Origin of the sequence: Pedobacter frigoris, from assembly GCF_032678645.1 — a bacterium.
In the GTDB taxonomy this organism is placed as follows: domain Bacteria; phylum Bacteroidota; class Bacteroidia; order Sphingobacteriales; family Sphingobacteriaceae; genus Pedobacter; species Pedobacter frigoris_A.
Map to the genome: position 1 here is coordinate 169,865 of NZ_JAVTSP010000005.1, position 23,096 is coordinate 192,960.

The 23,096-nt window shown below is 38.4% G+C and carries 25 protein-coding genes; 20 read left to right on the plus strand and 5 right to left on the minus strand.

Annotated elements, in window-relative coordinates; all coding sequences use genetic code 11:
- Positions 1–15 precede the first annotated feature (15 nt).
- Positions 16–552 carry a dihydrofolate reductase family protein gene (locus tag R2Q78_RS16770; protein ID WP_316793695.1) on the minus strand — a complete coding sequence of 179 codons (537 nt, stop codon included), beginning with the start codon at positions 550–552 and terminating at the stop codon, positions 16–18.
- Positions 553–607: 55 nt separating this feature from the next.
- Here R2Q78_RS16770 and R2Q78_RS21915 point away from each other — a divergent pair, with 55 nt between their 5' ends.
- The gene (locus tag R2Q78_RS21915; protein ID WP_410478495.1) at positions 608–757 is read left to right on the plus strand and encodes a PLDc N-terminal domain-containing protein; all 150 of its coding nucleotides are present in this window, start codon (positions 608–610) and stop codon (positions 755–757) included.
- A gap of 13 nt (positions 758–770) precedes the next feature.
- Here R2Q78_RS21915 and R2Q78_RS16775 read toward each other — a convergent pair whose 3' ends face one another.
- The gene (locus R2Q78_RS16775; protein WP_316793696.1) at positions 771–1,637 is read right to left on the minus strand and encodes a helix-turn-helix transcriptional regulator; all 867 of its coding nucleotides are present in this window, start codon (positions 1,635–1,637) and stop codon (positions 771–773) included.
- 71 nt (positions 1,638–1,708) lie between these two features.
- On the minus strand, positions 1,709–2,473 hold the full coding sequence (locus tag R2Q78_RS16780) for an SDR family oxidoreductase (protein ID WP_316793697.1): 765 nt from the start codon (positions 2,471–2,473) through the stop codon (positions 1,709–1,711).
- Between the two features lie 159 nt (positions 2,474–2,632).
- Between R2Q78_RS16780 and R2Q78_RS16785 the strand changes: the two genes are divergently transcribed.
- A complete protein-coding gene (locus R2Q78_RS16785; RefSeq protein ID WP_316793698.1) occupies positions 2,633–3,406 on the plus strand; it encodes a hypothetical protein in 774 nt (257 codons plus the stop codon).
- Between the two features lie 65 nt (positions 3,407–3,471).
- On the opposite strand, the gene R2Q78_RS16790 is transcribed toward R2Q78_RS16785, so the two are convergent.
- Positions 3,472–4,254, minus strand: a complete 783-nt coding sequence (locus R2Q78_RS16790; protein WP_316793699.1) for a hypothetical protein — start codon at positions 4,252–4,254, stop codon at positions 3,472–3,474.
- A 74-nt stretch (positions 4,255–4,328) separates the two neighbouring features.
- Here R2Q78_RS16790 and R2Q78_RS16795 point away from each other — a divergent pair, with 74 nt between their 5' ends.
- From R2Q78_RS16795 to R2Q78_RS16825, 7 genes are all read left to right on the plus strand, one after another.
- A complete protein-coding gene (locus R2Q78_RS16795) occupies positions 4,329–5,273 on the plus strand; it encodes an SRPBCC family protein (RefSeq protein ID WP_316793700.1) in 945 nt (314 codons plus the stop codon).
- A gap of 220 nt (positions 5,274–5,493) precedes the next feature.
- On the plus strand, positions 5,494–7,065 hold the full coding sequence (locus R2Q78_RS16800; RefSeq protein ID WP_316793701.1) for a hypothetical protein: 1,572 nt from the start codon (positions 5,494–5,496) through the stop codon (positions 7,063–7,065).
- 25 nt (positions 7,066–7,090) lie between these two features.
- On the plus strand, positions 7,091–7,765 hold the full coding sequence (locus tag R2Q78_RS16805; RefSeq protein WP_316793702.1) for a hypothetical protein: 675 nt from the start codon (positions 7,091–7,093) through the stop codon (positions 7,763–7,765).
- A 33-nt stretch (positions 7,766–7,798) separates the two neighbouring features.
- Positions 7,799–8,323, plus strand: a complete 525-nt coding sequence (locus R2Q78_RS16810) for a hypothetical protein (protein ID WP_316793703.1) — start codon at positions 7,799–7,801, stop codon at positions 8,321–8,323.
- A 105-nt stretch (positions 8,324–8,428) separates the two neighbouring features.
- Positions 8,429–10,801: a beta-galactosidase gene (locus R2Q78_RS16815; protein ID WP_316793704.1), complete on the plus strand. Its 2,373-nt coding sequence runs from the start codon at positions 8,429–8,431 to the stop codon at positions 10,799–10,801.
- A gap of 26 nt (positions 10,802–10,827) precedes the next feature.
- On the plus strand, positions 10,828–11,208 hold the full coding sequence (locus tag R2Q78_RS16820) for a nuclear transport factor 2 family protein (protein WP_316793705.1): 381 nt from the start codon (positions 10,828–10,830) through the stop codon (positions 11,206–11,208).
- Positions 11,209–11,250: 42 nt separating this feature from the next.
- The gene (locus R2Q78_RS16825) at positions 11,251–11,622 is read left to right on the plus strand and encodes a DUF805 domain-containing protein (RefSeq protein WP_316793706.1); all 372 of its coding nucleotides are present in this window, start codon (positions 11,251–11,253) and stop codon (positions 11,620–11,622) included.
- A 2-nt stretch (positions 11,623–11,624) separates the two neighbouring features.
- Here the strand turns inward: R2Q78_RS16825 and R2Q78_RS16830 are convergent, their stop codons facing one another.
- A complete protein-coding gene (locus R2Q78_RS16830) occupies positions 11,625–12,494 on the minus strand; it encodes a hypothetical protein (protein WP_316793707.1) in 870 nt (289 codons plus the stop codon).
- Between the two features lie 214 nt (positions 12,495–12,708).
- Here R2Q78_RS16830 and R2Q78_RS16835 point away from each other — a divergent pair, with 214 nt between their 5' ends.
- The 11 genes from R2Q78_RS16835 to R2Q78_RS16885 all read left to right on the plus strand — a co-directional run bounded on the left by R2Q78_RS16835 (position 12,709) and on the right by R2Q78_RS16885 (position 23,082).
- On the plus strand, positions 12,709–14,937 hold the full coding sequence (locus R2Q78_RS16835; protein WP_316793708.1) for a peptidase domain-containing ABC transporter: 2,229 nt from the start codon (positions 12,709–12,711) through the stop codon (positions 14,935–14,937).
- On the plus strand, positions 14,937–16,253 hold the full coding sequence (locus tag R2Q78_RS16840) for an HlyD family efflux transporter periplasmic adaptor subunit (protein WP_316793709.1): 1,317 nt from the start codon (positions 14,937–14,939) through the stop codon (positions 16,251–16,253). The genes R2Q78_RS16835 and R2Q78_RS16840 overlap by 1 nt, the downstream gene beginning before the upstream one ends.
- Positions 16,254–16,282: 29 nt before the next feature.
- The gene (locus R2Q78_RS16845; RefSeq protein ID WP_316793710.1) at positions 16,283–16,927 is read left to right on the plus strand and encodes a hypothetical protein; all 645 of its coding nucleotides are present in this window, start codon (positions 16,283–16,285) and stop codon (positions 16,925–16,927) included.
- Complete coding sequence (locus tag R2Q78_RS16850; protein ID WP_316793711.1) at positions 16,924–18,270, plus strand: methyltransferase domain-containing protein; 1,347 nt, start codon at positions 16,924–16,926, stop codon at positions 18,268–18,270. The genes R2Q78_RS16845 and R2Q78_RS16850 overlap by 4 nt, the downstream gene beginning before the upstream one ends.
- Positions 18,271–18,498: 228 nt before the next feature.
- A complete protein-coding gene (locus R2Q78_RS16855) occupies positions 18,499–19,011 on the plus strand; it encodes a hypothetical protein (RefSeq protein ID WP_316793712.1) in 513 nt (170 codons plus the stop codon).
- A 7-nt stretch (positions 19,012–19,018) separates the two neighbouring features.
- The gene (locus tag R2Q78_RS16860; RefSeq protein WP_316793713.1) at positions 19,019–19,708 is read left to right on the plus strand and encodes a hypothetical protein; all 690 of its coding nucleotides are present in this window, start codon (positions 19,019–19,021) and stop codon (positions 19,706–19,708) included.
- 116 nt (positions 19,709–19,824) lie between these two features.
- Positions 19,825–20,265, plus strand: a complete 441-nt coding sequence (locus R2Q78_RS16865; RefSeq protein WP_316793714.1) for a hypothetical protein — start codon at positions 19,825–19,827, stop codon at positions 20,263–20,265.
- 32 nt (positions 20,266–20,297) lie between these two features.
- Positions 20,298–20,984, plus strand: coding sequence for a hypothetical protein (locus R2Q78_RS16870; protein WP_316793715.1), 687 nt, complete (start codon positions 20,298–20,300; stop codon positions 20,982–20,984).
- Between the two features lie 59 nt (positions 20,985–21,043).
- Complete coding sequence (locus R2Q78_RS16875; RefSeq protein ID WP_316793716.1) at positions 21,044–21,568, plus strand: hypothetical protein; 525 nt, start codon at positions 21,044–21,046, stop codon at positions 21,566–21,568.
- 27 nt (positions 21,569–21,595) lie between these two features.
- Positions 21,596–21,748, plus strand: a complete 153-nt coding sequence (locus R2Q78_RS16880) for a hypothetical protein (RefSeq protein WP_316793717.1) — start codon at positions 21,596–21,598, stop codon at positions 21,746–21,748.
- 35 nt (positions 21,749–21,783) lie between these two features.
- A complete protein-coding gene (locus tag R2Q78_RS16885; protein ID WP_316793718.1) occupies positions 21,784–23,082 on the plus strand; it encodes a TlpA disulfide reductase family protein in 1,299 nt (432 codons plus the stop codon).
- Positions 23,083–23,096 lie beyond the last annotated feature (14 nt).

Genomic DNA, 23,096 nt, shown 5'->3' on the forward strand with positions numbered 1-23,096 from the left:
TACACGTTTTTTGAACTAGTCATGTTCTATGCGGTAACGCAGTGACACCAGTCCGGTTTCATAAGTCTTGCTTTCCAGAAGGGTAAGTTTAGTCCTGGATTCCTGCTCGCGAAACAGCAACTTACCACTGCCTAGCAGGATGGGATGTACAGATAACCACAATTCATCTACCAGCCCTTCTTTAGCCAGTGCATCAGTGAGTGAGGCGCCGCCAAATAACCAGATATCTTTGCCTGGCAAATTCTTTATTCTTCTGGCCTCGGCTATGCTGTCTTCAGATATCAGTATGGCGCCCTCTTTTACTGAAGTCATGGTTGTAGAAAATACATATTCCGTCAGAGGAGGCATTCCAGGGATACCTTCGCCATTGGCGCTTTCTGCATACTGCTGCAGCGTTTCATAGCTCTTGCGACCGATAAACATGGCATCTATGCGTTCGTAAAATTCGTTGAGACTGTAGTCCTGATCGGTAAAGCACCAGTCATATTCTCCGTTAGGTCCTTCAATGTATCCGTCCAGTGTAATGGCCAGTCCTAGAATTAATTTTCGCATATTGCAAATATAAAAAATGATTTATACGGTCCTCATTCTGTTTTTACTGGGCTATATGATTTATGGCCTTGTTCAGGTTCTTAAAAATAAGTCCCTGACATTGATGAGTAAGATCGTCTGGATTTTTATAGTTGTCTTTTTACCGGTTTTAGGGACTGCCGGTTATCTGCGAACAACATTTAAAGAAAGGCATGGCAGATGGTAGGGAGCAGCCCAGTCTAGGCGAATGAAGCTCTGAACTCCAAAGGGGACAAACTGGTTTTGGTCTTAAATAACTTGCTAAAGGACTGAGGGTGCTCAAAGCCCAATCCATAAGCGATCTCGCTCACTGAAAGGTCAGTTGTAGAGAGTTTTTCTTTGGCCTTTTCAATCAGCTTATCATGAATATGCTGCTGGGTACTCTGACCGGTCAATACCTTCAGCAGTCCGCTCAGGTAGCTGGCCGATATATTTAAAGCATCCGCAACATACTGAACGGAAGGTAGTCCTTTTTGACTAAGAGTATCATTCGCAAAATAATCCGTCAGCAATTTATCCACACGGTCCAGCACCTGATGATTCGCTATTTTCCGGGTGATGAACTGCCGCTGGTAAAACCGCTCCGAATAATTCAGCAGTGTTTCGATCTGCGAAATGATGATGCTCTGGCTAAAGCGGTCTATATTGGCCTGGTACTCCTGGCGGATATTCTGGATTAGGTTATGCAGCACCAGTTCCTCTTTTTCAGAAAGGAACAGGGCCTCATTTACCGAATAATTGAAAAACTCATGCCGCTTTATAGCTGCAGCCAAAGGCGTGTTCCATAGAAAGTCCGGATGTATCAAAAGTATCCATCCGGAAGGTTTAGGCTGCATATCATCTACCACCGGAGTGGTTTGTAGTACCTGTCCCGGCGCCATAAAATACATGACGCCGTCATCAAAATCATAGCTTTGCTGCCCATATCGCATCTTTTCCCGCAGATCGCGCTTTACCGAAATCGAATAGTAGTCGGCCACGATGGTGTTGACTTCACTATGCTTCTTCGCAGCCACCAGTTCGGCATAATCTACCAAACTGATGAGCGGATGCTCAGGTTTTGGCAACTGGAAGATGCTGTGAAATTCACTGATGGATTTGAGTCTGTGAGGCTTGATAAGGTAAATATAAGCAATTGTTAGATGGCCTGTCCGCCCGATACTTCAATCCTTTGCGCATTGATCCAGTAAGCATCCTCTGAGCACAAGAATGCCACCACGCCACCAATATCATCAGGCAAACCAGTACGTCCAAGTGCGGTAATCCCTGCAATTTGGTTGTTGATCTCTTGGTTGTCCCTTACACGACCGCCACCGAAATCCGTTTCTATGGCGCCAGGAGCCACTACGTTTACCCTAATTTTGCGCTCGCCTAGTTCTTTGGCTTGGTAACGCGTCAATGTTTCTACCGCTGCTTTCAATGAACCATATACCGATGAGCCAGGCATCGAGATGCGGGTAAGTCCAGAAGAAATGTTGACGATCCCACCACCATTGTTCAGGTAGGGCAGCAGTTTTTGGGTCAGGAAAAACACACCCTTGTAATGGATGTTGAATATGGCATCCATCTGCACCTCCGTAGTTTCAGTGATTGGGGAATAAAGTGCTGTGCCAGCGTTGTTCACCAGAAAATCGATGTTCTGGCTTCCGGTTTCCGTGGTAAGGTGCTTCGTCAGGCTATCCACAAATGTATCAAAGCCAGTGATGTCGCTAGTATCCAGTTGAAAAGCGGCAGCATTTTGTCCCATCAATTGAATCTGATCAATCACTTCATCCGCTGCTTCCTTGTTGGAATTGTAAGTGATCACTACATCTATACCTTTTTTAGCGATGGCTAATGCCATATTTCTGCCCAGTCCGCGGCTACCACCAGTGATCAGGGCTATCTTGTTTTTTGTTTCCATGTTTTATTGTTGATTTGTATTAACAGTTTTGATGAAACAAAGTTCCGCATCATTTGGCAGTTGGATGTAGCCGAATCTATTGAGGCTGTAGTCTAAATTACTTTTTTAAAATTGGATTTGGTTTTTAATTACATTTGCTGCACACACAAATAAAAACCTATGAAAAACGCTTTATCAAAACAGCATCTGTGGATGCTGTGCCTGGCCTTCGTTGCCAGTACTTCACTATTTTTCTCCAGCTGCGAGAAAGGTACTCCAGTAGATGTTCCTGTAACACCTGTAAAGGAGATTAACTCTAGATACGACAGTGTTTATTTTAAGATAGGAGAAAAATCTTTTTCCGGTGAACCTGTTTTTATGGGGATGTCAGGAATGGGTAATAGTGGGTATCGGATGAGATATTTAGATGCTCCTAAAGATGGAATGACAATATATACTGGATACGGCATGACAGGCAAAGGTTGGTATGCACCTACGGATTCTATTTATTTTTTTTGCAATAATGTTTATCAGACTGATCATGACGTAGCTTTCAGAATTTCATTCAGCCAGGGTTTTCATAAAAAGGATATGAATATATATGGAGGTATGTATTTCCCGGATGTGAGGAGCTTTATAAAAAAGGGCAAGTTGAGTTTTGCAACTGATCATGAAAGTACAAATTCTAAAAATGGTGTGGCCATTTCATTTGATACTTACGGCAGAACTGGAAAGCCTGAATCTGCTTTTGAAGCGTCACTTGCAAATTATCCACAGGATGACTCTGTATTTGAGATTGTAAAGACTGAGCAAATTGGCAAGGACTACTATTATGTCGAAGCGAAATTTGAATTGAACCTATATGGTAAAAATGGTATCAAGCACCGTGTAAGGGATGGTTATATCAGATTTACACTGATGGGACGGAACGTATTTGGGTATCTCTTCCAGTAGGAAAAGATATTAGCTGCCTTGAGCCGAATTTAGTTTGTAGTAGCCGGGGAATGGCAAGGATTAGATTACAAAGTGGAAAAAGTTATGGAGTCATCTTTATTTAGCCGGACGAAGATTTTTGCGTATTCTCTTATAATTTTTGTTCTAAGTGCTTTCCCCGGCCACCACGATCTAGCTTCCCTGCTGATGAAGTTCAATACTTTGTCAGAGAACGGCGATGGCTTACCCATTAGCAATTGGACATTGCCAAATGATCCGTCTTTCTCTACAATTCCTGTAATGAGCAATGCAGAATCTGTGACCGCTATGGGCTTCCATTGCTGATAGGCAAGCCTTAGTTTTTTCTGAAAATCTGAGATACTCCCTTTTAGTTTTGGTCGTTCGTTCATTTCCATAAAATCATATACATAGGTGTTGCCTAAAATGGTATAGGTAAAGTTATGAACCAGGGTATCCCGTTTTAGATTTGTAGTTACTTCAACGTGAATGGAGCTGTCTTTCAAACTTTGTACACCTGCAAAATGCCATACATCCAGTTTAGGCATTTGCGGAAGTTGTAAGCCCGGATACTTTTTGCTGAGTTCATAGCAGTCGCCCTCAAATCTGGTGTAATACTTTTCTATCAATTTGCTTTCAGGTTTTTCAGAGCGCTCATAAAAGCTGATAATTGCAGGCTCACCATTTTTGTATCTGATATAGATGTGTTCAATATCGGGATTCTGGTCAAACACGCTTTTAGAAGAACCGTCTGAAATGGATACTCTAAAACTAACCTTTTGGCTTTGGGAGTAGGCTTCGGTAAAGAAGATGCCTATGAAGAAGATTAAGGCAAAAAGAGTCGTTTTCATATTTGGATATAAATAGGTTATAAAGATAACGAAATCAATAATTCCCTATATTTACTTCCATAATTTAAATCCGCATGAACCTGCTCTCTTACTTTCCGCAAAACCCTAAAACCAGATTATACTTTTCGGTTCTTGGATCTACGATAATTTGTGGCTTGCTCACCTTACTTGGCATTTACGGTATTGGATCTTATGGCATGTATTTGTTCGTTTTGATACCTCTGCTCATGGGTATTAGCGCTACCTGGCTTTACACTTTTGGAAGAGAAGTAGCGTATAAACACAAAGCCGCCTTTTTAACTTTATTGGTTTCCCTATTACTAATGCTGGCATTCGCGATTGAGGGATTGATCTGCATCGGCATGGCTTCTCCTTTTTTATTATTGTTTTTATGGACTGGCAGTTACATTGGATATGGGATATCGAGAAAAAAGATGGTGCATGGTCAGGCTGTGATTTTGTTTTTATTCTTAGTTACGCCATTGACTGCTTTTGTAGAAACAACGATCCCGCCTGTAGTACAGCCGGTAACTACCTCTATTGTGATAAAAGCCAGTCCGGAAGAAGTCTGGAAAAATGTGGTTGAATTCCCTGAATTGAAAGCACCAACAGAATTTATATTTAAAACAGGTATTGCTTACCCCATCAATGCTGTAATTGAAGGTAGGGGTGTTGGAGCGGTCAGGCATTGTAACTTTACGACTGGCAGTTTCGTAGAGCCCATTACTGTTTGGGATGAGCCGAGACTTCTTAAATTTGATGTGCAGGAACAGCCTGCACCTATGAAAGAGCTGAGTTTTTATGATATCGATGCGCCTCACCTGCATGACTATTTTGTATCAAAACGTGGTCAGTTTAAGTTAACCAGGCTTCCCGATGGGAATACATTATTGGAAGGCACAACATGGTATTTTCACAACATCAAACCGGCACTTTATTGGAGCTTGTGGAGCAAATATATTATACACAAAATCCACATGAGGGTACTGGAGCATATTAAAGAAAACTCAGAGGGGTAAATTCAATAAAATAATTAAAATTTATCTACCCCATATCCCTACCCTTTGCCGTCTTTACTTTATATAACCAGATATAACGCTCTTTCATGGCTCTCAATAAGCAAATCTTAAGTATTTACCTACTTTCAAATCCATTGCGAATTGGCACTGCCAGCATGCGCCCTGATTTCCTATTCTTAGCTGCAAAGGAGACATTTTCGAGATGAAACAAATTAAATACATGAACATAATAAACACGAAGACGCCTCTATGTGTCGTATTACTGCTTGGCATCATATTGCTAGGTAACTCCTGCAAACGTGGCCTGGAAATTCAAAATCAGCCTGAAGTAGTTGTCAATGAAGCCATTTTAAAAGCAAAAGTCTATGTAGAATCCATTCTGGAAGAACAGGGTTCTGACTCTTTTGTTAAAAAAATGGGCTTCGAAATAAATTGGGAAAAAGCGATTGTTGATAGCGCTAATAACATACGTGTACCCATTTATTTTGATTTAAGCAAACTAAAACCAAAGGACAGCAAGCAAATTGCCCCCGCAAAAACCAAAGACGTTTTTGAACTTTATATTAAAAATGTCAGGGGGCAAACTGAAGTCAGCATCATGCAATTTATGAGTGTTGGCGGGAAATATTATCCCTTGCGCTATACTTTAGCCGGACAATTAAAAACAAAACTAAAGGCTAGTGTTTTCAAGAGAGATGTACTGTCTATAGGAGGAAATGGAAACAAGATTCTCTCATCAGCGTTTAATAAAAAAATGATAACTGAAAGTGGGTTTATGGAACTTGTTCAATTTGCTTATGGATCTAGTTATTTGGCAGTGGTGATTTATCAATGTCCATCACTTATGTTGTTTGATCCAATAACTTGCCTTTGTGATAATGAAGAAAACGTCAGTTCGGGTGTATTTTACCCAGAATTATTTATGATGATTATAGATGGATCCTTTAATTACGAATTTGTTCCATATACCTATACTTTTCATCCTTCAGATATTGAGGATGATCCTGAATATCCCGATGGACCGGTTAATAACCAAGCAGGAGATTGTGCAGGTGTCGTCGGAGGAAGTGCTTATAATACTTGTTGTGGGTGTATCGGCGGTACAACTGGTATATCGGATTGTTCGGAGTTGGCAGATCCCCCTACATTAACACCTACAGCATCTATTGCAGAAGTGTCCCCGTCAGCGGCGTCCGTTAGTGCGCTTGGAACGAATTGGGGATATACTGAGGATGAAACTGTAGACCTAACAATAGGTGCAAGTCTATCTGACTGTGTCTGGACAGCTGTATTGATAAGTGCAAGAGGTAATTATTCTTTACAGGCCCGTCTTATACTGGGTTGCAGTGAAGTGGGAGGGGCTAATTCATATAATTATTGTGCTCAAGTAACTGATTTAAAAGCACTGGGCAATGCTGCTGGGCAGTGGTATATGGTTTCAGCAGTACGAGCACACGAAAATGTGCATGCGAGCCGGCTGTTGCCAGCTTTAAATAACGTATTATCAGCCATTGTGACTGATGTGAGAACACTAACGGTACCCGCTACTGGACAAACAAAAGCTCAAGCGGTTACAGAGTTAATGAATTTAGCTGCGTTTCAAACGGTCAAAAATGTTGCCCGAACACTTTGGGATATTGACTACGTAAATCTCATACAATATGATCACGCGGCTGGTGGGGCTACTGACCTGGCCGAACATGCTATTGTAGACCCTGTTGGAACTGGAATATGCAATAATGCAAGTACCCATACTCCTGCATGGCCGGGATGTGCCAGTTGCCCCTATTAATTTTTAACTTTAAAAATGATTCGAAATGAAAAATAAAACAGCTTACATCTATTTAATATGCTTTGGTATAGTATTAATGAGTAGTACAAATTTTGCACAAACAGGTAGTGAAATTAAATTTAAATTATTAAATGGTTCTTTGGCTACTGACAAAAATTTAGTAACAGTTAGTGCTGCTATTAATGCCAGACAGTCGGTATCAGGGAACGGTATTCATTTTACATTGATAGTAAAAAATACTTCGGGCAATGCTATCTCCATTCAAAATATTGTTAACGAATTAACTGTGTCTTTGTATAACGAAAAGGGACTTAATATTTCCGTACCTAATGATGTTTCAAGTGAAGTTAAAATCAACAGGAGCCCAAAGGATGGTCAAAAGAAACTTCAATCAGAATCAGTAATTGTGGATCAGGTTTCCATCAATGGGAGAAAAGAAAGCAGCGATTTCAAAAAGCAGGAATATATACAAATCCCAGCAGACGGCAATTGTAAGGTCAATTTGATTCTTAAAAATGTGAAACAAGTAGAAACACCCCAGGATGTGCAAAACAGAATCCTGAAGCCCACAAAAAGTCTGTCGTCTGGAAAATATAAATTGAAATTATACCTATCAATAGTCTCATCTCAACAAAATAAATCGGTGGTGGGCGGTGCAATCTATTTCTCTCCAATGATAGATATTGATTATACCAGATGAGGGAGTTAAACTCGGACTGTACAGGCACTTAATATGAAAAAGATCTCACTCCTTGCCGTATTCCTGTTGTTAACTGCTTATAGTTTGGCTTTTGCCATTTTAGGCAATTCTTCGTTTGCCCAAGATAATTTGGCAAATAAGACTCCACAGATTAATCTAAAAATAAGTAATCAAAATAAAAATGCTATAAAAGGCGATGGGTTATTAATATGGGCTCACTTCAGTAATTTGAGAAATGAAACTGTAAAACTTCTTGACCGTTTTGATCCTGAAGGAATTTTCTTTTCAATGACCATTACAAAAGAGGATGGAAATATCATAAGTCCTTTAAGAGGGGGTAAGATGGATTTTGGCCCGGGAAACGATTTTAAATATATTGAGATACCACGAGGTAAAACTTATGCAAGAGCCTTCAATATAAGTTCCATATTAAAAAAACAGGGAATATTGTTAGCCCCTGCCAAATACAAGATAAAAATTTCATACCATAACCAATATGGCTCCAATTGCATTAAAGGGTGGTTTGACAGTAATGAGATACCATTTGTTATTAATTGAGATAAGTTACACCCGCAATGGGGTCTAAATGTATGTAAGAAATATTCTTATATCAAAGTAAACCAAAAATGCTATTTTGCACATTGGTTAGACAACACACATATTATGAAACGAATACTGCTTGTAATCCTATTGGGAATTGGTTTAAATGCCTTTGCGCAATCTCAAACACAAGACAAGTCAATTACAAAAAATTCAATTATAACAGGAGGCAGTTTTTCTCTTGGGAAAAACGAGTTCCTGCTAAATGGAAAGCCATTCCTGATTCGGGCCGGAGAAATCCATTTTCCGAGGATTCCGCGGGAATATTGGGATCAACGCATCAAGCTTTGCAAAGCAATGGGCATGAATACGATCTGTATTTACCTTTTTTGGAACTACCATGAACAAGAGCAAGATAAGTTTGACTTTGCAGGGCAAAAAGACGTAGCCGCTTTTGTAAAACTCATCCAAAAAAATGGCATGTACTGTATCGTTAGGCCGGGTCCTTATGCTTGTGCCGAATGGGACATGGGTGGTTTGCCATGGTGGTTGCTAAAGAAAAAAGACCTAAAGGTAAGGACCCTTGACGATGCTTTTTTTATGGAGCGATCAGCTAAATATTTAAAAGAAGTAGGTAAGCAACTGGCACCTTTACAAATCCAAAATGGTGGCAACATCATTATGGTGCAGGTAGAAAACGAGTATGCTGCATTTGGTAATAGTACTGAATATATGGAAGCAACCCGCAAAAATGTAAAAGCAGCGGGTTTCGATAAAGTACAACTAATGCGTTGCGACTGGGCTTCCACTTTCGATTATTATAAAGTAAATCCAGAAGTAGCCACTACCCTAAATTTTGGTGCAGGATCAGATATTGATAAACAATTTAAAGCATTTAAAGAGCAGAATCCAGATGCACCGTTAATGTGCAGCGAATATTGGACCGGTTGGTTTGACAACTGGGGGCGCCCGCATGAAACACGCTCGGTGAATAGTTTTATAGGAAGCTTAAAAGACATGATGGATCGTAAAATATCTTTCAGTTTATATATGGCTCATGGTGGTACTACTTTTGGACAATGGGGTGGCGCTAATTCTCCGCCATATTCGGCAATGGTTACTTCTTACGATTACAATGCACCAATCGGAGAACAGGGAAATACTACCGACAAGTTTTTTGCGGTAAGGGACTTGTTGAAGAACTACTTAAATCCGGGAGAGGTATTGGCAGATATTCCCGCACAAATGCCATTAATGGAAATTCCTAAAATCAAGTTTACGCAAGCAGCGCCGCTTTTTCAGAACTTGCCATTAGGTAAAAAATCGGTAGATATAAAACCGATGGAAATGTTTAACCAGGGCTGGGGCAGAATCAACTACCGGACGAATTTAAAAGCATCTGCAGCTCCTAGAAAATTGATCATTACCGAATTACACGATTGGGCCGAAATATTTATCGATGGTAAATTGATTGGAAAACTAGATCGTCGCCGTGCAGATAATACCATAGAGATTCCTGCAACGAAAGCAAATGCAGTATTAGATATTTTGGTGGAGGCCACTGGCAGGGTAAATTTTGGCGAAGCCATTATCGATAGAAAAGGAATTACTGAGAAAGTGGAAATTAATGATGGAAAAACCACTACTACTTTACAAAATTGGACGGTTTATAACTTTCCCGTAGACCATGCTTTCCAGGCTAAACATAAATTTTCGGCACAAACCCCAAATGGTCCGGCATGGTATAAAGCTAAATTTAATTTAACCAGCACAGCGGACACTTACTTAGATATGAGTAGTTGGGGCAAAGGTATGGTTTGGGTAAACGGCTATAACATCGGTCGTTTTTGGAAAATCGGCCCACAGCAAACACTGTTTATGCCGGGCGTTTGGTTGAAAAAGGGTGAAAACGAAATCATCGTACTTGACTTAGAAAAGCCTGCTGAAGCAAGTATTGTTGGTTTAAAAACTCCGATTATTGATAAAATCAAACCCGATGCCTCATTGCTGAGCAGAAAAGCTGGGCAGGAATTGAAATTGGCCAATGAAAAACCAATACTGACAAGTAGCTTCGACGATGCCAAAGGCTGGAAGGACGTAACTTTTGATGTGGCATATAACGGAAGATATGTTTGTTTTGAGGCCTTAAGTGCACAACAAGCTAATGATATCACCACATCTATTGCCGAACTACAGTTTGTCGGTGTCGATGGTAAACCAATTTCAACTCAAAAGTGGAAGATAATTTATGCAGACAGCGAAGAAATTACTGCTGCCAATAATGCTGCGGATCGCGTTTACGATAATCAGGAATCTACGATGTGGAGTTCTCAGTTTGTTGGGGGCAAAACCAAACATCCTCACCAAATTGTGATAGATTTCGGGCAGGAGGTGAGTATTAAAGGATTGCGCTACTTGCCAAGGTCTGATAAATCTAAAAACGGCATGGTAAAGGAATATAGGATTTACCTGAAAGCTACGCCGTTTCAGTTGTAAGAGGAAGGATAAACAGACAAAAATCTATGACAACATTAACAGAAGAAATAACGCAGGCGGTAACAGACTTTGTAAAGGGTGGCGACAATAGTGACACACTACTTCTAGACCAGGTTTTACATAAAGACTTCAGGGTAACGAATAACGGTTTTATGGGTACTCCGGGAGTTACGATTATAGATAAACAGCAATACCTTTCTAATATCAAAGCTGGTGTTTTTGGTGGCCTGCCTCGGCAAATGAAAATTGAGCATATCGATAGCAGCGGTACTGTGGCAATGGTTAAAGTCCGGTTGGAAAGTTCAGAGAATCATTTTGTTGCCTACAACTCTTTGATACTTGATACTGATAACCGATGGAAGATCATCAATAACCTGGCAGTTGTAGAAGCTAAGAAAAGTAAGTGAGTTCCATAAGAGTGAAACAGATTAATAATTAATAACGATTGTATGTTTAAAAATCCTTTCTCCTTTAAGGGACGAATCAGAAGACTCGAGTTTGGTCTCAGTGTGATCATTGGTACGGCCGGATTACTCGTCGCGGGTGGTTTGGCTTCGGCCGAGTCTTTGAATACCGCTTCAGTAGTTATCCTCCTGATTTATTTTCCGAGTCTATATTTTTTGATTGCACAGGGTGCAAAGCGTTGTCATGACAGAGGGGTTAACGGTGCATGGCAGATCATTCCTTTTTATTTCTGGATCATGTTATTTGGAGAAAGCGATCCAGGAAGTAATGAGTATGGTCCAAACCCCAAGGGTATCGAGTATCATGATGACTGGGATCCGTTTGCCAATGAAGAGAAAGAGCAGCAGGGTTCATAAGCCTACAATGTACATTCTTTGATAATGTCCATGTCGTTTACGGCCATCCATATAATATTTAAGGGATTCAGATGAGTCAATATTCTTTCCTTTTGTTTACGTACATAAGGTCTTCTCTTTTTATATTCATTAGCATCAATAGATTTTATGATGATATCAATTGATTCCTCAATATTTTTGATGTCCAATTTGACATACGCCCTATCATCAATAAACGAAGAGATATTTGTGCATCCGTCATAAAAGCAAAGCGTTTCTGTTAAGATTGGATCTAATAATTTTTCAGTGTAGTAGTTTTCATCAAACGAGTTTTCGCAGTTAAAGTGATAAGTATAAGGTAGTAGTGCATCATACTTATCATCAATTTCTCCTCTGTACGATCGAATGGTTTTAAAAAATATACCGATTTCGTTTCTACCCCACAAATCGAATCCATCTTCAACAAGATGGTCAAATCTTTGCAAGAACTTTAGTCGGGCTCTATGTCCATCCAAATAGCATAAGTCACTTGTAACAGAAGATAGTAAGCCGGTTTTTTTTATCTGCAACCCATTTTTATTAGGTAACACCAGTTTTTTAGATGTTTTATTCAACGTCCATCCAACTAAAGACAATGGTGCAATAAAAGAGCTTTTATGAGGTTCGTTATTACTTGAAGTTATCGGTTCAGTATGAAATGTGATCGCCTTTTGGACATCATATTCTACACATTTGACGTTCGGGCTGGTTAGAATGATCAGTTTGTCATATATCCCTAAGGTAAACTCGATATTTTTCCACTGGGTGCTGCCAAAGCCGTATTCCCTTACCATTTCTAGCATTTTTTCGTCAGACTGCCAAAAGCCGGTAATTTTAACACGTATTTTTTTCATAATGTCAGTGAGTATAATCTTATCCACAAGATTGATTGGTTTTCCAATAGTCTTGATTTCTTAAAAGTAATTAATTGACATCGACTATAATGATGGTCTATTCTCATAATTTAAAAGAATTTTACCTATCTGTGTATGTATCTTACCGTATAGCAATAAAAAATTGAAAAAATCAATATTAAAACAGCATTTTTCATAAATAATGCTCTATAATATGGTTTTAAAAACTTTCCCGAATGACCGGCAACTAGACATGATGGACTGTGGTGCTGCCTGTCTAAAAATGATTGCCAAGTACTACGGGAAATTCTATTCCTTACAATACATCAGGGACAAGTGCGGTACGACCAAGGAAGGGGTTTCCTTTTTAGACTTGAGCTATGCGGGAGAAGGAATTGGTTTTCGGACTTTATCTTTAAAGTGCAATGTTGAAGACCTGCAAATAAAAGTTCCCCTGCCTGCAATCGTTCATTGGGATAACCATCACTTTGCTGTGGTCTATAAAACCTCCAAAAAACACATTTACGTCTCAGATCCTGCAAAAGGATATGTAAGGTATTCAAAACAGGAATTTGCTGAGAAATGGATAAAAAAAGAAGATGAAAAAGGGGTGTTAATGGCCATGGAGCCCCAGGCGGACTTCCATCAGCGGCAGGCAAATGAACAGCGGGACAGGAGAAAGACATTTGAGCATTTCATAGGTTATTTTAGACCCTACAAAAAGAGTTTTATAAATCTTTTTGCCGTGATGCTGCTGGTCACCATATTGCAGGGTTTTCTACCTTTTATCTCAAAGGCGGTAATTGATGTGGGTATACAGACCCACGACCTGAATTTTATCAATACAGTGCTCATTGCCAACATTGCCATCTACCTTAGTATACTTTTGTCCAATATGGTCCGGGACTGGATTTTATTGCATGTAACCTCGAGAGTAAATATCGCGTTGATATCTGACTACCTGATTAAGTTAATGGTGCTACCCATTACCTTTTTTGAAAATAAAATGACCGGTGATATCTTACAAAGGGCACAGGACCATGAGCGCATCAGGAGTTTTATCATGAACAATTCCCTGAACATGATATTCTCTACATTGACTTTTGTCGTATTCGGCATCATTCTGTTGATTTACAATACCATTATATTCTATATTTTTCTTGCAGGAAGTGTTTTCTATGTTGCCTGGGTGATGGCATTCCTGAACGCCCGGAAAAAGCTGGACTGGGAATACTTTGAGCTGGTATCTAAAAATCAGACCTATTGGGTGGAAACCATTGCGAGTATCCAGGACATTAAGATTAACAATTATGAAAAGGCCAAACGCTGGAAATGGGAAGACATTCAGGCCCGCCTTTACAAGGTCAACCTGCGGGTACTTAACATTACCAACAGTCAAAACCTGGGTGCCCAGTTTATAGACAATTTAAAGAACCTGTTCATCACTTTTTTCTGTGCCAAGGCGGTAATAAACGGCGAAATGACCTTTGGAGTAATGATCTCCACTCAGTTCATTATTGGCATGCTGAATGCCCCGGTACAGCAGTTTATCCTGTTTATAACCTCTTACCAGTCTGCCAAGATCAGCTTTTTGAGGTTGAATGAAATTCATGAGTTGGAAGATGAACACGAAAATGTCGGCAATAACAACATTGAACTCACGGGCAACAAGAGCTTGATCCTCAATAATGTTTCTTTTCAATATACCCCGACAGGCCCGGTTGTCTTAAGAGGGGTACACCTTGTTATTCCCGAAGGCCAGGTAACCGCCATAGTAGGTGACAGCGGAAGCGGCAAGTCAACCTTGTTAAAATTACTGCTCAGGTTATATAAACCCTCATTTGGGGATATTCAAATTGCAAGTATGAATGTAAACAACATTGGTTTACGGCAATGGCGGGACAAGTGTGGAGCGGTGATGCAGGATGGAAAGATATTTAATGATACCATACTCAATAACATTGTACTGGATGATGAAAGGATTGACTATCAAAAGTTAAAAAAAGCGCTTGACACGGCCAATATTTCCCAGGAAATTGAACAATTGCCCTTGGGCTATCAAACCATGATGGGTGAACAAGGACGGGGATTAAGCGGAGGACAAAAGCAACGCATACTTATCGCCCGGGCATTGTATAAAGATCCTGACTATTTATTTTTTGATGAGGCAACAAATTCACTGGACACCATCAATGAACAGAAAATTGTTTCTGCCCTGGACAATGTTTTTAAAGAAAAAACCGTGATAGTCGTTGCCCATCGCCTCAGCACCATTCGTAAAGCAGATCAGATTGTAGTCATGCAAAAAGGAAGCATAGTGGAGATCGGAAATCACGAAACGTTAATGGAGAAAAAAGGACGCTATTTTCAATTGGTACAATCTCAGTTGGATCTAACTTCAGTGGTACAACAAAATACGCAGACAAATCTTCTGAGTAACTGATGGAAACAGAACAAAAATATCATAGCAAAGAAAGAACTGAACACGTTCAGCACATCATAGACAGGATGCCTGTAAAGTTTGGTTTTTGGATTTCAGTTATTGTAGGTGTCATTTTTATTATCCTGTTTGTTTTTGGCTGGATCATACGTTATCCAGATGTGGTAAGCGGAAAGATCATGATCAATACTTCCGTTGCACCCATTAAACTGGTCTCTAATATTTCAGGTAAATTACAGCTTAGGGGTTTTAAATCCTCGGATATTGTCAGGGAAGAAAGCATCATCGCGTACATTCAAAACCCAACATCAATAGAGTCATTGCTCGCGATCATCCGGTTACTTGATCAGTTTGATCCCAATGAAGTTGAGAATACAGGCATTTTAGATAAATTACCTCCTAAAGTTGCTTTGGGAGAACTGAGCCAAAAGTATTATGCTTTTATCAGCTGCGTTCAGCAGACACAGAATTTCAAGCAGAACAAGCTATATGAGAAACAGATCAGTAGTCTTCAGCAATTGGCAACTGAACAAAAGGCTGCTATAGTAGCCACTGAAAAGAAGCTGAGAATCAGTGAAGAGAATCTAAAGCTGGGAAGTAAATTCTATGGCAGGGATTCCATATTGTTTGTCAGAAAAGTATTGAGTGAGTCGGATTTTGATAAAACCCAGATGAATTTTTTAAGTAGCAGGGACAATTATCAAAGCACATTAAGTGCAGTAATTGGTAGCCGTGAACAAGCCCAGCAGACCCTAAGTAAAATCCAGGAAGTTGAGATCCAAAAGAACGAAAAGGAAAAAGAATTAGCCCTGGCCTTATCCACCACTTATAATGACCTAAAGGACAACATCAATTTGTGGCAGCAGAAATACCTGTTCAAAGCACCTTTTAATGGTAAGGTGCAGTTTTTAAAGTTCTGGACGAACAGCCATTTTGTACAGGCTGGCGAACCAGTGTTCACCATCATCCCAGACCAGCAGGAACCATATGGGCAATTGATCTTACCTGCAATTGGTGCTGGGAAAGTAAAAATGGGACAGGAGGTGATTGTGAAACTGGATGATTTCCCTTACATGGAATATGGGACGATCAAGGGTAAAGTCAGTGCGATTTCCCTGACAACCAATACGGAAAAGACTGAACAGGGAAACCTGGAGACATACCTGGTCACGGTAAAATTTAGTGAAGGCTTGAGGACAAATTATGGCAGGAAACTGGAATTTAAGTCTGAGTCTAAGGGTTCTGCAGATATCATTACAAACGACAGAAGGCTTATTCAGCGGCTATTCGATAATATTAAATATGTGCTGAACAAATGATTTTACAAATTTAAACCCACACTTTGCTAATGGAAAGAAAAATCGACACATTTATTATAAATCTTAAGCAGCGAACAGATCGGAGATCTTCTGTTTTGCTGCAGTTCCAAGATAAAGAAGAATTCAACGTCAAAATCGTTGAAGCCAAAGAACACAGTTTTAAAGCTGTTAGTCTTTGGCAGACTGTTAGAAGAATAGTCAAAGAAAACAAGGATACGGACGCTGAATTTATTTTGATTTGTGAAGACGATCATCAATTTACCGAGAGCTATAACAAGGATGCTTTATTCAATATGATTCAAATTGCCCAGGAAATGTCGATTGATATTTTATGTGGAGGAATAAGTTGGATGAACCGACCAATACAGGTATCTGAGCATTTATTTTGGGTTGAAAAATTTACAGGATTACAGTTTACAATTATTTTTAAAAGTTTTTTCCCTAAAATCATGTCTGCCCAATTTGGTGAAAATGACGTTGCTGATCTAAAAATTTCTGGTTTGACTGATAAGAAACTTGTTGTATATCCATTTATTTCAACTCAAAAAGATTTTGGCTATTCCGATGTAACTCCTTTTAATAATATTACCGGGCGTGTAGACGGACTTTTTAAAACAACTTCAACGCGTCTCGAAATCTTGTCCAAGATTAAAAACTTTTATTATCGTTCATGAAAGAGCCGGAATTTGAAAATTTGGTACTCCCAGTTTATGTGATAAACCTGGAAGAACGTAAAGATAGGCTGGAACATATCAAGAACCAGTTTGTAGGTAAAAGTGAGTTTGAGCTTCGGTTTATGAAAGCTTGTAAGCATAGTATTGGTGCAGTTGGACTGTGGTCGAGCATTGTAAAGTGTGTTGAAGATGGAATTAAAAATGATGAGGATTTTATTATCATCTGTGAGGATGACCACCAATTTACAGACAATTATGATCGCAACTTATTTATAAAAAGTATTCTAAAAGCACATGAAAAAAGATGTGATATATTAAACGGTGGTATTGGAGGATTTACCAATGCAGTGCCAATTGGGGATTCATTATATTGGGTTGATACTTTTTGGTGTACTCAATTTATTGTGATCTATCGTAAGTTTTATGAAAAAATCCTAAAAGAGCAGTTTGCTGAAAGTGATACTGCCGACGGGAAATTTTCAAAAATGACTAATAATATATTGGTGATCTACCCATTTGTATCAAACCAGTTTGATTTTGGTTACTCAGATGTGACGTCAAACAATAATCAAAGTGGGCTTATAGTTCGCCATTTCAAGAATTCGCAAAGTAATTTTGAAGTTTACCGAAAAGTATTTGATCGGTTCATTTCCAAAACAGATAAAACCCAAGAGCCGCTTTTCTCCATTGCGGGTGAGTCTAAACCATATCATCATGATCGGTTAATACACAGGGATAAAGATGCCCTCGAAATTATTCCTTTTGTAAAGGAGCTAATAAATTTCAATAGTGTTGTCGATTTTGGATGTGGACTAGGAAACTTTTTACACGTTGTAAGATCAATTGGTGTCACAGATATTTTGGGTTTGGATGGTGCCTGGATCGACATAGATAATCTTAGGATAAATCCAGATGAATTTACGCATGCTGATCTTGATAAGCCAATCAAATTGGCCAGAGCGTATGATCTGGCTATTTGTCTGGAAGTTGCAGAGCATTTAAAAGAAGAATCGTCCGATATTTTGGTGAAGTCCCTGGTTGAGGCAAGCGATGTCATTCTTTTTTCAGCCGCAATACCGGGTCAGGGTGGTCAAAATCACATCAATGAACAGTGGACGGAGTATTGGGTGGAAAAATTTGCTAAACATGGCTATCGTTTTTTTGATGTGCTTAGGCCTCATTTCTGGGATAATCCAGATATATTCTGGTGGTATAGGCAAAACATATTCCTTATTATCAAAGAGGATTATGAACATTCATTTGCAAACCAAAAAATCTTAAACCTGATTCATCCTGAACACTATAAAAGTAAGTTGAGGCAATCAGGTATAATGATCCCTTAAACATTCAAGTTCGATTTTAACATTTACAATGAATTGGTAAAATTAGTGTGTATATAGGTAAAATGCTTTTAAAATAAATGGGAAAATATTGTCAATTTTAGAAAAGGAATTAAATGCAGGTTCATTATCAAGCCCTGGAGTTTAATTCTAATAAGTCTAATCGCTGTTGTAAGACTTTAGCCTGGCATAATACTAATAAGATATTATATAAATTAAACTCTAAAAATCATGACAAAGAAAAAACTCACTTTAAGAACATTGGAACACGATGACTCACTTGAAGTAATCAGCAAAGTAGAATTATCAACTTTTATGGGGGGAGACATCAGCAATGATTGTATCATTCGATGTTTTGATTATTTAGACGGGGCCGGAGGCAGTTATTCAACGTACTACAATTATGCCATATCAAATTTAGGTTATACAGCACAATCTGCTGGTATTCAAAATAGCGATATATCGCAACTCGGGGCGGTAGGTTATTTAAGCGTCAATGAACTTGACGCATCGGCAGGAATACAAATAACAGGCTCAGGGAGAACTGTAACTGGTGAAAGGATTATGATGGTTATAGATGGTGGAACTTCAGGGGTAGGCCATGCTGTAGCTGTTACTGGTGCTTCCACAGTGGGTGGAGTTTCTAAAATTCAATATTATGATCCTACAACTGGCCTGCCAGGGGAGATGAATGCAGGTGATTTTAGTCGTATGTACGCTGTTGGACCAATGATGGCAAATTAAATTGTCCATGAGAATACTTAAGGGTTTTGTTTTTACAGCCCTATTGTGTCAATTTAATGTTGGTATTGCTCAAAATAAAATAACCATTGTCGATGCACCACCGGATGATCATACCTGGATGGGTCATTACTATAGGGATATTCTAAAATCAATGGGACTGATTTACAGGACGACTGATACTTTTGAGGAAGTAAAGGGCAGCGAATGCTTTAATGACAACCCAAAATTAAAGGAGATCCTTACTTGCGTTAGTCATCATTTATATTCTAAAGATAAGGAGTTTGTTGTTTTTATTCCAATATATAAGCCATTTAGTAGGCAAGACTCTATAGAAATGAAACAAATGATGCCCGGAGGTAATTTTGACCATATAGATAAGCAGCATACTAATTCTATTAGAAGAGATATCGGGAGTTCTTTAGGTAAGGATGCATCATTAAACTGGAAACAATATGTTACTTACTATTCAGCAAAAGAAGCCAAAACCAAATTTAACGCCGACAGTGCAGTATTCGTTCCGATAAAGCTAGACCCTCAAGATTATTATAAAGGGAAATACAACCATATGGAAGCACTTTACTTGCAGAAAAAAGGCAGGGGGTTTGTTAACTTTTATTGTTTTTACACAGATAAGGCTAAAAAGAAACTTCCTCAATATCGAAAAGCAATTGAAGAAATTTTCAGATACGAAGATTAGGAAAGAAACTATAATCTAAAACTATAAATTAAACTATTAGAAAAATGAAGACAAAAAAACTCACTTTAAAATCTTTGGAATATGATGGCTCTCTTGAAGTAATTAACAAAGCCGAATTGTCAACATTTACTGGAGGAGTAGATGTTAGTAGCGATTGTGTTTTTAATGTTTTCGACTATTTAGACGGTAGTGCTCATGATTACGATTTTTATTCTTTGAGTACTTCCTATAATTTGGGATATACACCTGCAAGCAATGGAGGTGGGGTCTCAACTAGTGATATACCGACTATCGGAGGATATGGTGGAATGAATGTTTATGAGCTTAGTGGCTCTGTAACGATTTCAGTTGGTGGAATGACTAGTGCTGGCGAAAGGATTATGATGACTTTTGCTGGTGCTACTCCCGGGATTAACCATGCGGTTGCAGTTACAGGGAGAGTAGTTGAGGATGGGGTTACTTATGTTAAGTATTATGATCCAACAACAGGTCAAAATGGTAGGCGTGTGGCGGGTGAGTATGCTTCGCTTTATGCTGTTGGTCATGTTGTTGATTAGGGTTGTATAGGTTTATTTTAAAGAAAATATTGATGAGGCCTCTTCAGATTTTAATTTTTACAATTTTATTATCTGTACCCGTTACTCTTATGGCCCAGGTTAAGATTATAGCTGTAGGTGAGGTGAGTGACGATAACTGGATGCCGATAAACGATGCTAACGTTTTAAAATCAATGAAGCTAAATTATAAAAAGCCCGCTATTTTTAGTGAGGTTATAGGGATGGAGTGCTTTAACGAAAATGCTCGGTTGAACCAAATCCTTAACTGTGCTAATCATCAGTTGCATGCTGATGATAGCCAGTTTATTGCTTTTATTCGGATCGAAAAGCCTTTCAGCAAGGCAGATTCAATAGACCTCAAAAAGTTTATGCCTGGTGGTAATTTTGATCATATTGATAAGCAGCATACTAATTATATCAGAGGGGATATAAGGAATTCAATGGGTAAGGATGCATCATTGAACTGGAAACAATATGTTACTTACTATTCAGCAAAAGAAGCCAAAACCAAATTTAATGCAGACAGTGCAGTATTCGTTCCAATAAAACTCGATAGTCAAGATTATTATAAAGGGAAATACAACAATCTTGAAGCACTTTATTTGCAGAAAAAAGGAAGAGGGTTTGTTAACTTTTACTGCTTTTATACCGATAAGGCGAAAAAGAATCTTTCTGAATATCGAAAAGCAATTGAGGGAATTTTCAGATACGAAGATTAGTGACTTCATGGATAATTCAGCTGTATTGTCCATGAATTTATTTACCTTAATAAACAAAAGTGAAAAATTATTTATTACTTGTACTTTGTTTATTAAGTCTGGGACTTAAAGCACAAAAATTAACCGTTGGTAAAGTGGCGTATATTAACCTGCCTAAAAATGCCAAAGCAATAAATGGCTCACAATTATTAGCGAAGTCAACTGCTATTATGACCGAAGCAGATATAAAACATTTACCCAAAACCCATAATTTATATGAAAAGGATGGAGTTGCTATAGGTTTATGGGAGATGCAACAGGGAGATACCAAAAGATCACTTGAGGAAATTCAAAAAGAATCAGAAGGAATGTTTAAGACGCTGAAAACCAAGAATGTGTTGGTTAGCTCAAACATTCAGAAATATAAAGGCACCAAATATTTGATCTTGCAAATAAAGGATGGAGATTTTTATTACTACCGTTTTTATTCTGATCAACATAATTATCTTTCTGTTAATGGGTTCATAAAGTATAAAAAAGAAGATAATGATAAGGCAAATGCTATTTTAAAAGAGCTTTTAAATAATACCCAATTTAAGAATTAGCAAGCTATTAAATCCGATAATTGTTATATGGAAAGCTTTTCATTTTACAAAAGCTTATATGATAAAGAGTTGACGAGAAGTACAACGCTGAACGAAGAAAGAGAATTTGATGAGGAAAGGGTAGGAGTTAACTATTTTGAATTTTTAAAATATTGCATACAACGTTTGGTTGTTAGTTAGAAATTATGCTAATTATCTAATTAAAATACGGAAAGATGAATCGCCATTATATTCTCCTATTTATACTTGTGGCCTTTGCACATACTGCGAGTGGACAAGAATTAGAAATTTCTCTTCATGAGAATGGCATATATTCAGAGGTATTGTCTATAAAAAAAGAGGAAGATGTCACATTGTGTAAGAACTTCCCTTACAAAAACCAGCCTTATTTTAGTTTACGCAGTTCGCCTTATGATGCAATGCAGAACCTCTATGAAAAAGTTCTTGATGGAAAGTGGACAGAGAAATTTTACAAGGACTTTGTGCACAAAAATCAATTGGATACTAGTTATGTTTTTAAGCAAAGTCTTCCAGGAAACAGAATTTATATTGCCACGGCTATAGATGAATTGGGAATAAAACATGTTATGGTTGATGCCAATAACAACCGTGATTTCGGAGATGATAAAGAATATGTATTCAACTTAAAATCTCAAGAAAAGAAAACGCAAAATATTGCAGCATGGGTTGATTATTATGATGGCAAAGCCATTAGAAAACTTAAAGTTGATTTATCAATAGATCCGTATAATTATCTTTATGATGAGGAGTCTTATAAAATTGAAAAAGATATTAGAGAACTGGACGTAAGTATATTCAAGATTTCGAAGAATCTTGTTGGGCGATATATACTAAGCCAGAAGGCATATGATATCACAATAGCCGACTATAATGACAAAAGGAAAGACAGCTTTAGATTAATTATAGAGACTAAAGACGCAAAAACCAAATCAATAACTTCCTATAGTTATAAGCCTGCCGATACGATTGATATTAGTTATGGTCGCTATAAAATCTTAAAAGTTGACGATAAGCGCTTGGTACTGTCACTAATTGGCAAACAGGAATTTGCAGGTGCTGAATTAAACAGTTTGGCTCCAGAGATAACGGGCCAAGATATTATCACTTCCAGAGATTTTTCATTAAAAGAGCAATTAGGCACCTATATTCTAATAGATTTTTGGGGTTCATGGTGCGGGCCGTGTATTAAGGCAATTCCCGAGCTAAAACTGGCTTTTGGGAAATATGGTAAAAAAATAAAGTTTGTTAGTATAGCATTCGATAAGAGACGCGACCTGGCGAAAGTGAAACATTTGATAGCACAATATGAGATGACATGGACGCAATTATTGGATGACAGAGAAATAAATCAAGGTAAAATTTCTGATAATTATAAGGTGCAAGAGTTCCCAACAAGCATCTTGATTGATCATAATGGAAAAGTTGTATTTCGTGCTGTTGGTGCTACAGGACTTAAAAATTTGATGACTTACCTTGATGAAATAGAGATGTAAAGTGAATTACAAAA